The 14,865-nt window shown below is 69.9% G+C and carries 10 protein-coding genes; 3 read left to right on the top strand and 7 right to left on the bottom strand.

Annotated features, from left to right (window positions below):
- Nucleotides 1–6: 6 nt before the first annotated feature.
- Genes J2X65_RS22060 through J2X65_RS22050 form a run of 3 tightly spaced genes read right to left on the bottom strand, consistent with a single transcriptional unit; the run spans nt 7 to nt 4,195 of the window.
- Nucleotides 7–1,593 carry an FAD-dependent oxidoreductase gene (locus tag J2X65_RS22060; protein ID WP_310205896.1) on the bottom strand — a complete coding sequence of 529 codons (1,587 nt, stop codon included), beginning with the start codon at nt 1,591–1,593 and terminating at the stop codon, nt 7–9.
- On the bottom strand, nt 1,590–2,864 hold the full coding sequence (locus J2X65_RS22055; RefSeq protein ID WP_310205893.1) for a cystathionine gamma-synthase family protein: 1,275 nt from the start codon (nt 2,862–2,864) through the stop codon (nt 1,590–1,592). The genes J2X65_RS22060 and J2X65_RS22055 overlap by 4 nt, the downstream gene beginning before the upstream one ends.
- Entirely contained in the window at nt 2,861–4,195 is a 1,335-nt protein-coding gene (locus J2X65_RS22050; protein WP_310205889.1) for an aromatic ring-hydroxylating dioxygenase subunit alpha, read from the bottom strand. Before J2X65_RS22050 ends, J2X65_RS22055 begins: the two co-directional genes overlap by 4 nt.
- An 89-nt stretch (nt 4,196–4,284) precedes the next feature.
- Between J2X65_RS22050 and J2X65_RS22045 the strand changes: the two genes are divergently transcribed.
- Both J2X65_RS22045 and J2X65_RS22040 read left to right on the top strand, forming a co-directional pair.
- Nucleotides 4,285–5,271: a LysR substrate-binding domain-containing protein gene (locus tag J2X65_RS22045; protein WP_310205886.1), complete on the top strand. Its 987-nt coding sequence runs from the start codon at nt 4,285–4,287 to the stop codon at nt 5,269–5,271.
- A 157-nt stretch (nt 5,272–5,428) separates the two neighbouring features.
- Nucleotides 5,429–6,436 (top strand): carbohydrate kinase, encoded by a 1,008-nt coding sequence (locus tag J2X65_RS22040; protein WP_310205883.1) that lies wholly within the window; start codon nt 5,429–5,431, stop codon nt 6,434–6,436.
- Here the strand turns inward: J2X65_RS22040 and J2X65_RS22035 are convergent.
- The 4 genes from J2X65_RS22035 to J2X65_RS22020 all read right to left on the bottom strand — a co-directional run bounded on the left by J2X65_RS22035 (nt 6,400) and on the right by J2X65_RS22020 (nt 13,115).
- A complete protein-coding gene (locus J2X65_RS22035) occupies nt 6,400–7,332 on the bottom strand; it encodes an aminotransferase class IV (protein WP_310205881.1) in 933 nt (310 codons plus the stop codon). The genes J2X65_RS22040 and J2X65_RS22035 overlap by 37 nt on opposite strands.
- A 95-nt stretch (nt 7,333–7,427) precedes the next feature.
- Nucleotides 7,428–9,224, bottom strand: a complete 1,797-nt coding sequence (locus tag J2X65_RS22030; protein WP_310205878.1) for a hydantoinase B/oxoprolinase family protein — start codon at nt 9,222–9,224, stop codon at nt 7,428–7,430.
- 14 nt (nt 9,225–9,238) lie between these two features.
- Nucleotides 9,239–11,038 carry a hydantoinase B/oxoprolinase family protein gene (locus tag J2X65_RS22025; protein ID WP_310205875.1) on the bottom strand — a complete coding sequence of 600 codons (1,800 nt, stop codon included), beginning with the start codon at nt 11,036–11,038 and terminating at the stop codon, nt 9,239–9,241.
- Nucleotides 11,039–11,057: 19 nt separating this feature from the next.
- Complete coding sequence (locus tag J2X65_RS22020; RefSeq protein ID WP_310205872.1) at nt 11,058–13,115, bottom strand: hydantoinase/oxoprolinase family protein; 2,058 nt, start codon at nt 13,113–13,115, stop codon at nt 11,058–11,060.
- Between the two features lie 159 nt (nt 13,116–13,274).
- Here J2X65_RS22020 and groEL point away from each other — a divergent pair, with 159 nt between their 5' ends.
- Nucleotides 13,275–14,843, top strand: coding sequence for a chaperonin GroEL (gene groEL / locus J2X65_RS22015; protein ID WP_310205869.1), 1,569 nt, complete (start codon nt 13,275–13,277; stop codon nt 14,841–14,843).
- The last annotated feature ends 22 nt before the right edge of the window (nt 14,844–14,865 follow it).

Below are 14,865 nucleotides of genomic sequence, written 5' to 3'. Positions count from 1 at the left end.
GTCTCCTCAATAGGGCATGCCGGCGCGAAGCTGCTCGGCCTCGCGCTCGGTGCCGATGTCGTCATAGGAGATCCACTGGGTGACGATGCCGAACCACACGTTCCAGTTCTCCGCCATCGCCGCCGGCTCGTCGGCGTCGGCGAGCACGGAGAGCGGCAGCGGCCGCACCGGCGCCCGGTAGCCAGCGAGCGGGATCGATTGCGCCGGCACCCCGGCCCCGAGCGCCATCATCAGCGCCACCTGCTCGCGGCAGCGCCGCGCCTGGCAGGCGCCCATGCAGGCGCGGGTGAGGCGCTTGATCTGGTCCTGGTCGAGCGGGCCGTCCTCGGCGAGGGTGCCGAGATCGCGGCGGGCGATGGCGTTGGAGCTCCAGCCGAGATAGCGCGGCGGCTGCACGGCGAGCAGTTCGCCGCGGGTGACCTCCTCGCAGAGACAGGCCAGCACCTCCGGTCCGCCGGTCGACAGCAGCGCCCGCGCCCAGTCGAGATGATAGGCGAGGGCGTCCGGGCCGGGTGGGACGAGGCGCGGCAGCTCGGCGTCCACCGGCCGGCCGAGCGAGCGGAGCGCGCCCCGCGCCGCCGCGCCGCCGGCCTCCACCGCATTGCTGCCGAGGCCGGTGCAGTCGCCGGCGGCGAACACCTCGGCGAGCGAGGTGGCGCCATCGGCGCCGACCACCGGTACATGGCCGCCGCGTTCCGTCACCAGGGTGCGCTTCGCCCCGAGCACGTCGAACAGCTCGATGACGGGCACCGCGCCGATGGCGAGGCACACCGTGTCGCAAACGAGGACGCGATGGCGCTCCGGCGCGGCGACATTGGCGAGCACCAGGCCGGTGACGCCATCCGGCCCGCCCTCGGCGGCGAGCGGCACATGGCCGGCGATGATCTCGACACCCCGCGCCGCCAGCGCGGCCAGCCGCGCGGGATCGCCGACGCCCGTTTCGCGGGCCTCGACAAGCGCCACCACGTCCAGCCCGTGCGCGAGGGCGAGCTCGGCCGTATCGAGGGCGAGCGCGCCGGTGCCGAGGATCGCCAGCCGCCGTCCGGCGAAGGCGCCGTAGCGGGCGATCAGTGCATGCAGCGCCTGCGCGCCCATCACGCCGGGCTGGTCGGAGCCGGCAAAGGAAAGGTTGAGGTCGCGGGCACCGGTGGCGAGGATCAGCCGGCCGAATCCCAGCGTCCAGCTTCGCGTCTCGTCGGCGAGGCCGACAATGCCGGTGGCAAGGCCCCGCAGCCCCGGCCCGTTCACCCAGGCACCCCAGGCATAGGTCGAGAGGCGGACATCGACGCCGAGCTCGAAGGCCTCGCCCAGCGCCGGGTTGGCTTCCAGCACCCGCTCGACGAGACGTTCCGGCGTCTGCACCGCAGCGGTGGCACGGCCGCCATAGTGCAAGGGCACGTCCATGCCGATGAGGCCGGGCGCCACCGGGTTCTCGTCGATCAGCACGACCTGCGCGCCGGCCTTCGCCGCCTCGATGGCGGCGGCGCAGCCGGCCGGGCCGGCGCCGATCACCACGATTTCCGCCCGTTCGTCCGGTGCGGCCGTCTTGCCGGCGATCGAGAAGCGGTCGGGAGCGGGCAGGGTCAGTTTCATGGAAGGGCGTCCAGCGCTGAAGCGAGGTCGGCGACGAGGTCGTCGGGGTGTTCGATGCCGATGGAGATGCGCAGCGTCGCGTCATCGACGCCGACCTCGCGGCGGATCTCCGGAGGCACCGAATAATGCGTGGTGCTCGCCGAATGGCAGATCAGGCTCTCGGTACCGCCGAGGCTGACCGCCATGCGGAACACCTTCAGCCGGTCCAGCATGGCGAAGGCTTCGGCTTCGCCGCCGCGGATGCGGAACGAGAAGGTCGAGCCGGCGCCGGCGCATTGCCGGTCGAATACGGCCCGCGCGGGCGTTCCGGCTTCGAGGAAGCCGAGATAGCTGACGCCGGCCACCTTGGGATGGTCGCGCAGGAAGTCGGCGACGATGGCGGCATTGGCATTGGCGCGGCGGTTGCGCAGCGGGAAGGTTTCCAGCGAGCGCAGCGCGAGCCACGAGGTGAACGGGTCGAGATGGCTGCCGAGCAAGGTGCGCAGCCGCCGCAGCGGGCCGATCATCGCCTTGCCGCCGGAAACCGCGCCGCCGATCAGGTCGCTGTGCCCGCCGGCATATTTGGTCAGCGACGTCATGGCGAGATCGGCGCCATGCCTCAGCGGTGCCTGCAGCAGCGAGCCGAGGAAGGTGTTGTCGACCACCACCACCGGCCGCCGGCCGCCCTGCCGTTCGGCCAGCGTAGCGGCGGTGCGGGCGATCAGCGCGATGTCGGCAATGCCGTTGGTCGGGTTGGCCGGCGTTTCCACGAAGATGAGCGCGACCGGGCCATGGCGGGACGCCGCCTCCGCCGCCTCGGCGAGGCTGGCGGCATCGAGCGCATCGCCTATGGCGACCGGCGTCACGCCGATTCCGGCGATCGGGCCGTGCAGCAAGCCATGCGTGCCGCCATAGAGCGGGCGGGTATGCAGCACGCTGTCGCCGGGCTTGAGATGCGCCAGCAAGATGGCGGAAATCGCCGCCATGCCGGAGGCGAAGGCGGCGGCCTCCTCGGCGCCTTCCAGCGCGGCGAAGCGCTTTTCCAGCAGGGCGAGATTGGGATGATCGAGCCGCGCATAGATGAAGGCGGCATCGCGACCCGGCGCGGCGCCGTCGAAATAGTCCCGATGCGCCTGCTTGGCTGCCGCAGCGGAAGGGTAGGCGAAGGTCGAAGTGAGCATGACCGGCGGCTTCACCGCCCCGGACGCGTCCTGCGGATCATAGCCGAAGCCGACGGCCAGCGTGTCGGGATGGAAGGCGTCCGGTGGGTCGTCGTGCCGGTCGGTGCTCACGCGGGCTCGGCCTTGGACGGGGCATCGGAGGCGGGCTTGGCGGCAAAGGCCGGCAGGTGCTCGGAGGGTGGCGCCGCCGGCACCGCCGTGCGCAGCGCGATCGGCCGCCCGTCGACGCCGGTGCGGGCGGCGATGTAGTCGAGCGCCTTGTCGCAATACCAGTCGATGAAGCGCAGCACGTAGGATTCGTCGCTTTCGCTATAGGGACCAGGCAGGTAGCCGACCGAGTTCACCCCCCGCTGATTGTTCTCGACGAGGTCGCGATCCTGCAGGTTGGTGACGTTCCACAGCGCGGTGAGATGCTCGACATCATAGTCGACCCCCTCCACTGCATCCTTGTGGACCAGCCATTTGCAGGTGACGAGCGTCTCGCCGGTCGCGGTCGGCATGGCGCTGAAATAGACCGTGGTGTCGGCCGTCGAATGGCAGAAGCTGTGCGGCTCGATGGCCCAGCGCAGCGAGCCGATATCCGCCTCGTCGCCAGCGGTCATCAGCTTCTTGCAGGCCAGCGCGCCGTCGATGGTGAGCGACAGCTGTCCCTCGTTGAGCGGGAAGCGCTCGACCTGCCACCATGGGCCAATGAACGGACCGCGCGCGAGCCCGGCCGCGGCGATGCGGGCGGCGAAGGCATCGTGGCGCGGGTCGCCGTCCTGGGCGAAATGACCGCCGGAGGCGTCCTCGATGGGGAAGGTGAGGCACAGCTCGGGATGGCCGACGCCGCAGTGATAGCACTCGCGGGCATTCTCCATCACCAGCTTCCAGTTGCCCTTCTCCACCAGCGTGTTCTGGAAGGCCAGCTTGGCCTCTTCCAGCCGGTGCGGGGCCAATAGCGGCTCCAGTTCCTCGCGGAAGCGGGCGAAGGAGGGCGGCGTCTCGGCGAGGCAGACGAACAGCGCGCCGGCGACGTTCTGCACATGCACGGGCCTGAGGCCGTGCTCGGCGGAATCGAAGCTCGCCTGCATGTGGCGGGCATGCACCAGCTTGCCGTCGAGGTCGTAGACCCACTGGTGATAGGGGCAGGTCAGCCTTCCGCGCGCGCCCGCGCCCTCGGCGCAGATCTGCGCGCCGCGATGGCGGCAGGAATTGTGGAAGGCGCGATAGGTGCCCTCGCGGTCGCGCGTCACCACCACCGGCGACTGGCCGACGGTGACGGCGAGATAGCCGCGCGGCTGCGGGATCTCGCAGGTGAAGCCGACCAGTATCCAGGATTGGCCGAAGATGGCGTCGAGATCGAAGGCCAGAACGTCGGGGCTGTTATAGAGTGCCTGCGGCAGCGAATATCCCGGCCGGCGCCCGGCGACGAGCGCGCGGATTCTCTCAAGATCGAGCATACCTGTTCCCCTTTTCGGCGATCTTGGCAGAGCGTCTGGAACCGTTCAAATTACGTTTTTCGATAGCCCTATCGCATGGAGGCAAAGGCTTGCCGTTTCCACGTCCGGATGTCGCCGAGCCTGCGCGGCCCACAGAAGCGGAGCTGCCGGACGGCGGGCGGGTCTGGCTGCCGCTGAACGCGCTCCGGGCCTTCGAGGCGGTCGGCCAGCGTCTCAGCTTCACCGGCGCGGCGGCGGCGCTGCATATTTCGCAAAGCGCGCTGAGCCGCCATGTCGGGCGCCTCGAGGAGTATCTCGGCTGCCGGCTGCTGGAGCGTCGCTCGCAGGGCATGGTGCTGACCGCCGCCGGCGCGGCGCTGCTGCCGGTGGTGGCCGATTCCTTCGACCGCATCGAAGAGACGCTGAAGGGGCTGCGGCGCGAGCCCGGCCAGGGCGGGCGGGTGCTCAGGGTGCACATGCCGCCGACCTTCCTGCACGTGGTCGGCCTGTCCTTGCTCGCCGAATTCCGCCGCGCCTTTCCCGGCGTGCCGATCGACGTGTCGAGCAGCAACGGCATCGGCCTGCCGGCGGGGCGCAGCGTCGATCTCGCGGTGGTGTTCGACCGGCCGCATCTCGGCGATGCCATTCGCGATCCGCTCTGGATGGTCAGCCAGACTCCGGCCTGCGCGCCGCACGTCGCCGCCCGCGCGACCGGCCTCGATCTCGCGGCCTTCCTGCGCGCCAACGAGCTGCTGCATGTGAAGCTGGAAGGCGAACCCTTCGGTACGCTGTGGTCGGTCTATACCCGCCAGCGCGGCATCGATATCGCGGTATCGCGCGGGCTGGCCTTCGAAACCGAAGCGCTGGCGGTGCAGTGCGCGGTGGCGGGCGGCGGGGTGACGCTGGTCGATGTCGACATGTTCGCGGCCGAGCTCGCCGATGGGCGCCTCGTCACGCCGTTCGCCAATGCCACCAGCCCCAGCGGCTTCGGCTATTACCTCGCCGTCCATCCCGACGACATGGCCGATCCCGCGGTGGCGCTGTTCCGCTCCTGGGTGGTGCAGCGCTACGCGCAGTTGCCATCCGTGCCGGGCTGATCCCGGGAGAGGGCGCGGCAGCCCGCGCGGTCGCCGGGCCGCCCACGGCGCGGGGCGGGCGCGGGATCGGGGCTGGCGCGGAACATGCGTGTTGACGATGTCGCCATGGCGCGGTCTTAACAGGCAGGACAGGATCGTCAGGGCAGGGGCGCCACGCATGACCAGCTCGCATTCGACACCCGCACCCGCCCTGCTCTGCGTGGGCGAGGCGCTTATCGACATGGTCCCGCGACAGACACCGGAAGGGCAGGCGTTCCTGCCGCTGCCCGGCGGGGCGGTGTTCAACACCGCCATCGCCGCCGCCCGCCTCGGCCTGCCGACGTGGTTCTGGTACGGCCTGTCGACCGACATGTTCGGCGATCGGCTGCGTGGGGCGCTGGCCGCCGCCGGCGTCGATGCCAGCCTGTGCCGGCCGGCGGACCGGCCGTCGACGCTGGCCTTCGTGACGCTGGTCGCGGGGCAGGCGCGCTATCTGTTCCTTGACGAGAACACCGCCGGCCGGATGCTGACCCCGGCCGACATTCCCGCGGTGCCGGCCGAGGTCGGCGCGCTGTTCCTCGGCGGCATCAGCCTGGTGGTCGAGCCGGTCGGCACCACCATCGAGGCGATGGCCACCGCCTTCGCCGGTGACGGGCGCGGGCGGCTGATCATGCTCGATCCCAATGTGCGGCCGGGGTTCATCCGCGACGAGGCCGCCTATCGCGCCCGGATCCGGCGGCTGATCGGCCTCAGCCACATCGTCAAGCTCTCCGACGAGGATCTCGGCTGGCTGATCGGCGCCGGCGGCCTCGCCGATCAGGCGCGCACCGTGCTGGCAATGGGGCCGCGCCTGGTGCTGGTGACCCTGGGCGGCCGGGGCGCGCACGCGTTCACCGCCACCTTCGACGGCCATGTCGCCGCGCCGGCGGTGGCGGTCGCCGACACCGTGGGCGCCGGCGATACCTTCAATGCCGGCTTCCTTGCCGCGCTGGCGGAGCAGGGCGCGCTTGATCCCGCCGCCGTGGCCGGCCTCGGGAGCGAGGCCCTGCTCGCCGCGCTGGCCTTCGCCGTCCGGGCGGCGGCGGTGTCCGTCACCCGGGTCGGTGCCGACCCGCCCTGGCGGCACGAACTTGCAGGGGAGCCCGGCTCTCAGGCGCCCGCCGCCTCCTCGACGGGGACGTCGTAGTTCACCGGCGTGGCGTGCCAGCCCTCGGCGCGCCGCGCCCAGAACAGGTCCTTCAGCTTCGACGAGATGACGCCCGGCCGGTCGTTGCCCATGATGCGGCCGTCGATGCGCGACACCGGCATGATGCCGCCGGCGGTGGTGCAGGTGAAGATCTCGTCGGCCTGGCGCAGCTCGTCCGCCGGCACCGCGCGGGCGACGCAGGGAATGCCGAGTTCCTCGCACAGCTCGAACACCGATTGCCGCGTCATGCCGTCGAGCCCGCCGCGGATCGGCGTCGCCACCACCCCATCGGTGATCGAGAACACGTTGAAGCCCGGCCCCTCGGTGACGTTGCCGTCGGTATCGAGGAGCACGGCGGTGTCCGCGCCCTGATCCAGCGCCTCGAACAGCCCGGCGGTCAGGTCGCCCCAGTGGAAGTTCTTCACCCGCGGGTCGAAGCTCTCCGGCGGAATGCGCAGCGTCCTGGCGATGATCATGTGCACCCCGCGCTCATACTGCTCCTCGGTGACGATGGAGATCCACGGCACCGCATAGGCGACGAGGTAGTTGCGCGCATTGGCGGGGTGGCGCGGCTTGCCGGGCACGGGCACGCCGCGCAGGCAGTCCATCGCCACATAGGCCGAGCGCAGGCCGGTGAGGCGCACCAGCCTGTGCAGGATCTCCTTGATGTCGTCGTCGCTCTCCGCCGGCTTCAGCCGCAGGGCATTCATCGAGGTGCGGAAGCGGGCGATGTGGTCGTCGAGGCGGAAGAAATTGCCTTCCCACACGCCGACGACGTCATAGGTGACGTCGGAGCGGCGATAGCCGAAATCGTTCACCGGAATGACGGCCTCGGCCATCGGCTTGAACACGCCGTCGACATAGGCGGCGCCGGCGGCAAAGCGGTTGGTCTGCATCTGCTCATCTCGTGCTGGTTCTGTGATGCAATGTCGGGAGCGGCGGAGGGCGCCTCCGCCGCCTGTCTCGCCACCGGCCTCCCCGGTGGTCCGGCCTAGCCGCCGGCGCGCAGCGCCGCGGTGGCGGCGCCGTCGATGGCGAGGCTGTCGTCTTCGGCGGCGCCGCTCACCGCGAGGCCGTAGACCGCGCGGGCGCGTTCCGGCGATATCCAGCCTTCCCGGACGTCGGCGAGCACGCTTTCGGCCTTGCGCTGCTTCGGTTCGCCATAGCCGCCGCCGCCGGCCGAGACCGAGACGACGGTCTCTCCCGGCTTCAGCTCGACGCCATGGCAGCCGGGCAGCCGGGTGAGGCTGCCATCCAGCTCGCGCTTGAAAGCGTCCGACAGCCCGCCGGGCCCGCCGCCCAGCGCGCCGACCGCCGGGTTGATCGTGCCGTCGGCGGTGTAGATCACCTTCATGGTGCAGCCCTCGATGGGACCGAACTCGGCCCGCATCGAGGGCGCGCCGCGATAGGTGCCGGCGCCCTCGGTGTCGGCCAGCAGGCGACGGTCGGCGACGAACAGCGGATGGTGCAGTTCGTCCACCTCGACGCTGTCCTGCCGGCACAGGCCGGCGTTGCCGCAATGGATGATGGTGAGGAACCCGTCGGTCACCGGCGTGCCGGCACCGCCGGTGACGCCGAGGAAGATCTGATTGACGAAGGACTCGCCGGTGCGCGGGTCCTTGCCGGAGATCACCCCCATGGCCGGCGGCATGATCGGCCCGGTCTCCGCCATGCCGAAGCCGGGCGCGATCTCGGCGATCGCCCGCTGCACCGGCGTCGAGACGCGGTCGGCGAGGTTGGTGGTGGCCACCGAGCAGGAGTGCGGGTGGCTGGGTATGCCGACCACGCAGTTCTCGCGCAGCCTGATGTCGACGCGGCGGAAGCTGCCGGCATTGGGCGGCACGCTGTGGTCGATCAGCCCGTTATAGATGCCGATCATCGCCGCGGTGCGGGCGCAGCCTTCCGACAGGTTGAGGCCGCTGGGCTGGCAGTCGATATTGTCGGTGAGGTCGACGGTGATGCGCCCCGCCGCCGCGTCCACCTCCACCGTGACGTTGACCGGGATGCCGTCGGGCACGCCGGGGAACGGGTCGTGGCCGGAGTGCACCGTCACCTTGCCGGAGGGCAGCCGGGAGATGGCCTGCACCATCTTGTCCTCGGAATACTGGAACCACGCCTCGGCATAATCCTCCAGTGCCGCCCAGCCGATCTCCTTGCCGAGCGCCAGCAATTCGCGCTCGCCGATGCGCACCGCGCCGAGGGTGGCGAGGTAGTCGCCCCACCATTGCTCGGGCACCCGGATGCGCGAGCGGCACATGCGGATCAGGTCCTGATTGTCCTCGTAGCCGGACTGGATCTTCGCCGCCGAGAAGATCAGCGCGCCTTCTTCGAACACGTCGCGGGCGCCGCCCATATAGGTGGTCGGCTGCGAGTTGCCGCAATCGGCCTGGTGCGCCTTGGCCAGCACGAAAAAGCGGGTGATGCCCTGTTCGTCGACCACCGGCACGATGAGGCAGTGATCGGCGGCATGGGAATCGCCCTCATAGGGGCTGTTGTGCAGGTAGCAATCGCCGGCCTTCAGCACCGGGTGGTACTTCTTGACGTATTGGCACATCAGGTCGGGGCCGATCAGCGTGTGGATCGGCAGGCTTTCCGCCGTGGCCAGCAGCCGGCAATCGGCGGTGAGGATGACGCAGGAGAAGTCATGCGCCGTGTTCAGCACGCCCGACCGCGCGGTGCGGAACAGCGTGTTCTGCATCTTCCGCGCGATGCCCTCCATGCGGTTGGAGATGATCGCCATCCGCACGCCGGTGGCCGGCGCCTCGAGCGTCTTGGTGATGATCGACATGGAACCCTCTCCCTTCACGCGACGGCGGCAAGTTCGGCCCGGCGGGCCGTGGTGGCGGCGAGGTCGACGGCCAGTGTGTCGTCCTCGGCGCGGCCGGTGGTGACGAGGCCGTAGACCTCGAAGGCGCGGCCGGCGGTGATCCAGCCCTCGCGCAGATCGTGCAGCACCCGCTCGGGGTCGCGCTCCAGCGGCGAGCCATAGCCGCCGCCGCCGGAAGAGTAGGAGACGATCATCTCTCCCGCCGCGAGCTCGGCGCCATAGCAGGCCGGCAGCTCGGTAAGGCGGCCGTCCAGCTCGCGCTTGCGCGCCTTGGTCTTGCCGCCCTCGCCGCCGCCGCGCGTGCCCAGCGCCGGGGTGATGGTGCCGTCTGCGGTGTAGAGCACCTTCATCGCGCAGTCGTCGATCGGGCCGAACTCGGCCAGCATGGAGGGGGCGCCGCGAAAGGTGCCGGCGCCTTCGGTGTCCGGCACCAGCCGGCGGCCGGCGATGAACACCGGGTGGTGCAGCTCGTCGACCTCGATGCAGTCGAGATGGCACATGCCGGCATTGCCGACATGGATGATCGACAGGAAGCCGTCGGTCACCGGCGTGCCGGCGCCGCCGGTCACGCCGATATGCACCTGGTTGACGAAGGGCTCGTTGTCGTGGCGCGGGTCGCGGCCGGAGATGACGCCCATGCCGGGCGGCATGATCGGCCCGGTCTCCGCCATGCCGTAGCCCGGCGCGATCTCGGCCAGCGCCCGCTGTACCGGGTTGGCGACGCGGTCGGCGAGATTGGTGGTGGCCACCGAGCAGGAGGCGGGATGCCGGGGGATGCCGACGCAGCAATTCTCGCGGATCTTTATGTCCAGCCGGCGGAAGCTGCCGGCGTTCACCGGCACGGTATGGTCGATCAGGCTGTTGAAGATCGCCACCATGGCCGCGCTCATCGAGGTGCCCTCGGTGAGGTTGAGGCCGCAGGGCTGGCAATCCGGGTTGTCGGTGAGGTCGACGCGGATCATGCCGGCCTCGCTGTCGATCTCCACCGCCGCCTTCACCGGGATGCCGTCGGGAATGCCGGGGAAGGGGTCATGCGCGGTGGTCACCTGCCGCTTGCCGGAAGGCAGCTTGCAGATGGCGTCGGCCATCTTGCGTTCGGAATAGTCGAACCAGCTCTCGGCATAGTCCTCCAGCCCGTCCCAGCCGAAGCTCCTGCCGAGCTCGAGGATCTCGCGCTCGCCGATGCGCACCGAGCCGAGCGTGGCGAGGTAGTCGCCCCACCATTGCTCGGGCACGCGGATGCGGGCGCGGCACATGCGGATCAGGTCTTCATTGTCCTGGTAGTCGGACTGGATCTTCGCCGCCGAGAAGATCAGCGCACCTTCCTCGAACACATCGGCGACGTCGCCGAGATAGGTCGAGGGGCGGGAATTGCCACAATCGGCCTGGTGCGCCTTGGCGAGCACGAAGAAGCGCAGGATGCCGTCCTCGTCGATCACCGGCACGATCAGGCAATGGTCGGCGGCGTGCGAATTGCCCTCATAGGGGCTGTTGTGCAGGAAGCAGTCGCCGCGGCGCAGCTTCGGATGATAGTTCATCACGTAGCGGCACATGATGTCCGGCCCGGTCAGCGTGTGGCTGGGCAGGCTCTCCGCCGCCGCCAGCAGACGGCAGTCGGCGGTCAGGATCACGCAGGAGAAATCGTGCGCGGTGTTCAGGATGCCCGAGCGGGCGGTCCGGAACAGGGTGTTCTGCATCTTGCGGGCGATGCTCTCGAAGCGGCTGGCGAGGATCGCCGTCTTCACGCCGTCGGTGCGGCGGATGCTGACGTTCACGTTCATCCGTTCCGCCCCCTCAGAAGGTGATCTTCAGGCCGCCGCCATCGGTGCGCAGCGCATGCGTGCCCGGATCGACGACGACGGTGGTGAAGGAGGATTCGATGATGGCAGGGCCGGTGAGCGGGGCGTTGGGCGGCATGCTCTCGAAGCGCACCACCTGGGCGTTGGTCCAGCCGGTCTGGCTGAAATAGATCGGCCGCTTCTCGGTCTGCGCCGCCACCTCCTGCGTCGGCAGCCGCCCGGTGCCGCCCTCGCGGATCTTGCAGCTCACCTTGGCGCGCCAGGTGACGAACTCGATGTCGGAATCCGGGTCGGTGATCTCGAAGATCATCTTGTGGGTGGCGTGGAACGCCTCCTTCAGCGCTTCGAGGTCGGCCTCGTCCTTGACGCGGCTCATCCCCATTGGCACCTCGATCTCCCAGATCTGGTGCATGTAGCGCGCCTCGACCGAGAACTCGGTGGTCACCTTCAGCGCGCCGGCGCCCGGTCCTTCGGCGAACGCCGTGCAGCGCGCCTCCAGCTCGGCGAGCACGGCGTTCACCTGGTCGAAGGCGAAGCGCCGGCTGGTGGTGTAGTGCATCTGCGCATAGTCGGAGGAGATGTCCGACATCAGCGCGCCGGCCGCCGACAGCACCGAGCCGGCCTCGGGGATCAGCACGCCGGCGCAGCCGAGGCGGCGGCCCACCGCCACCGCGTTCAGCCCGGCCGCGCCGCCGCCGCCGATCAGCACGGCGTTGGAGGGGTCGATGCCTTGGTTGATCGTGATCTCGTCGATGGCGCCGACCATCTTCTCGGTGGCCAGCGTCAGCACCGAGGCCGCCGCCTCTTCCACGCTGAGGCCCAGCCGGTCGGCGATCTTCTCCTTCAGCACCTTCCGCGCCGCCTCGCGGTCGAGCACCATGGTGCCGCCGAGAAAGAAGTCGGGGTCGATATAGCCGAGGATGATCGAGCAATCGGTGACGGTCGGCTCGGTGCCGCCCTTGCCATAGGCCACCGGGCCGGGGGTGGAGCCGGCGCTCTGCGGGCCGACCCGCAGCAGCCCGCCATCGTCCACCCAGGCGATCGAGCCGCCGCCGGCGCCGATGCTCTTCACGTCCACCGAGGGGAAGCCGGTCATGTGGCCGCGGAAGCGCTGGCCGATCCAGGTCTCGCGGGTCCACGGAATGCGGCCGTCGCGCACCAGGCTGACATCGTAGGTGGTGCCGCCGGTATCGGCGACGATGGCCTCGGCGTGGTCGAAGTCGCGGTCGGTGTAGAAGCGCCCGGCGATCGGCGCCATGGCCGGGCCGGAATTGATCGAGTGGATCGGCGCCCGCGCCACCGCCTCCGCGTCCATGATGCCGCCGCCGGAGGTCACCATCAGCGTCCGGCCGGCGAAGCCCGCCTCGCGCAGGCGCCGCGTCAGGCTGTCGAGATAGTCGAACATCAGCGGCTTCAGCGAGGCGTCGATGGCGGTAGCGGACGCGCGGCGATACTCCCGCAGCGTCGGGTTGAGCGCGTGCGACAGGGTGAACGGCACGCCCGGCAGATGCTCGGCGAGCAGTTCGCCCATCCGCTTCTCATGTTCGGCATTGACGATCGACCACAGGAAGCAGACGGCCACCGCCTCCACCTTCAGCGTCTTCAGCTTCTCGATCACCTCGAGCGCGGCCGCCTCGTCCAGCGGCGTGCGGACATGGCCGGTGGCCTCGATGCGCTCGGGAATCTCGAAGGTCAGCCGGCGCGGCACATAGGGCTCGGGATAAGGGACGGTGAAGTTGAACGGCTCGATGCGCCCGCCCTCGCGGATCACCAGCACGTCGGGATGCCCCTCGGTGGTGAGGAAGGCGGTGCGCGCGGTGTTGCCGGTCAGGATGGCGTTGATGGCGCGGGTGGTGCCGTGGATGAACATGTCCGCACGGGCGAGGAAGTCCGTGCGGTCCTCGCCGAAATGCTCGGCGGCCAGCGTCAGGGCGTTGAGGACGCCGCGCACCGGATCGTCCGGCGTCGTCGACGCCTTGAAGAGACGGATTTCCTCACCGTTCTCGACGACGAGGTCCGTGAAGGTACCTCCCGTATCACACGCCAGACGCATCGCTTTCGACCTCATCTCGTAGTGAATTCTGGGCAAAATCGGAATAACTGTGATCACAGTTTTCCCTTGAAATCGAAAGCAACCATCGTGCCATATTGCCCGCCGATATGTCGGCGGCAGCGAGCGGCGTGGCTGAATCAGCTGGAAAAGGAGTGGGGCGTGGGCGGAGCGACGGTGCGGTTCGACGCGGAGGCGAGGCGGCCGCTCATGCGGGGCATCGATAGGCTGGCCGATCTGGTGGCCTCGAATATCGGACCAGCCGGGCGGGCGGTACTGTCGTCGCGCCAGCATGCGGCGCCGGTCCTGCTGCGCGGCGGCTATGCGATCGCCAAGGAGGTCGAGTTCGATCGGCCGGGGCTGCGGGCGGGAGCGGTGGCGATGCGCCAGCTCGCTGCCGACGTTCATGCGCAGGCAGGGGATGGAACGTCGCTCGCCCTGCTTCTCGCCCGTTCGCTGCTGCATGGCGCAACGTGCCGGCTGCAAACGGGAATTTCCGTTCCGGCCCTGCGCGAGGCGATGCTCGCCCATGGCGCGCTCGTCGCCGGCGCCATCGAGGCGGCGGCACGCCCGGTGACGGCCTCCGAAGATCTGGAACGGGTTGCGATGCGTGCGGCAGGCGGGGATCGCCTCGTCGGCCGGCTCGTCTCCCAGGCGCATGAGCGGGCAGGGCCGGAGGGCATGGTCGTCGTCGAGCCGGGGCATGGAACGGGCGACGATCTCGCCGTCGAGGCCGGCATGAGCTTCCCGCAGGGCTGGCTGTCGCCACACTTCCTCACCGATGCCGCGACCGAGCGCGTCGAGCTGTCCAACCCGTTGATCTTGCTGCATCACGGCGCCATCGACAGCTTCGCCGAGGTCGCCCGGATCCTTGAAATGATCGCCCGATCCGGCAAGGAGTTGCTCATCGTCGCCGATAGCTTCGAAGCCGAGGCGATGGCGACGCTGATCGCCAACCGGCGCGAGCGCGGGTTCAAGGTGGCGCCGATGAAGGCGCCGGGCGCCGGACCATGGCGGGCGCTTCAGCTGGAAGACCTTGCCATTGCCACCGGTGCGACGGTGATCGGTGCCGCGCTCGGCACCACGCTGCAGGGCTTGCGCCCGACCATGCTGGGGCGGGCGGATGCGGTGAGAATGACCCGTCAGACCACCAGCCTGATGGGCGGAAAGGGCGACCCATCCGCCATCTCCGCGCGTTGCGAGGCCATCCGGCAGTCAATCCGCAAGGAGCTCTATCTCGGCTTCGATCGCGAGCAGCATCAGGCCCGGCTGGCGCGGTTCGGTGCCGGTATCGCCCGGCTGCGGATCGGCGGCGCCACCGCCACGGAAATCGCCGTCCGCGACGCGCGCGCCAGGTCGGCCGCGGCGGCGCTGCGCGCGCTGGGCGCCGGCGGCGCCGTGCCGGGCGGCGCAGCCGCGCTCATTCATGCGGCCCGGCGCGGGCAGGGAGCGCTGCCGCCCGGCGATCTCGGGCGGGCGGTCGGCAGCCTGTTCGCCACGGCGGCGGTGCAGCCCATGGCCGCCATCGTGTCGAATGCCGGCCTCGATGGGTCGTCGATTGCCCGCATCCTGATGGCGGATGACGAGGACCGTTCCTTCGATGTCGAGACCCGGCAATTTGTCGATGGCGCTTCGGCGCCGGAACCGGCCCGGCTTCTCGCCGGCGCCTTGCGGGCGGCGGTGTCCTTCGCGGCGAATTTCATGGCCGTCGAGGTGTCGATCTCGAACTAGGCGTGGGCGGTTGTGCGAGGGA

Origin of the sequence: Ancylobacter sp. 3268 (assembly GCF_031456575.1) — a bacterium.
Taxonomy (GTDB): domain Bacteria; phylum Pseudomonadota; class Alphaproteobacteria; order Rhizobiales; family Xanthobacteraceae; genus Ancylobacter.
This window is presented reverse-complemented; position numbering and strand designations above follow the sequence as displayed.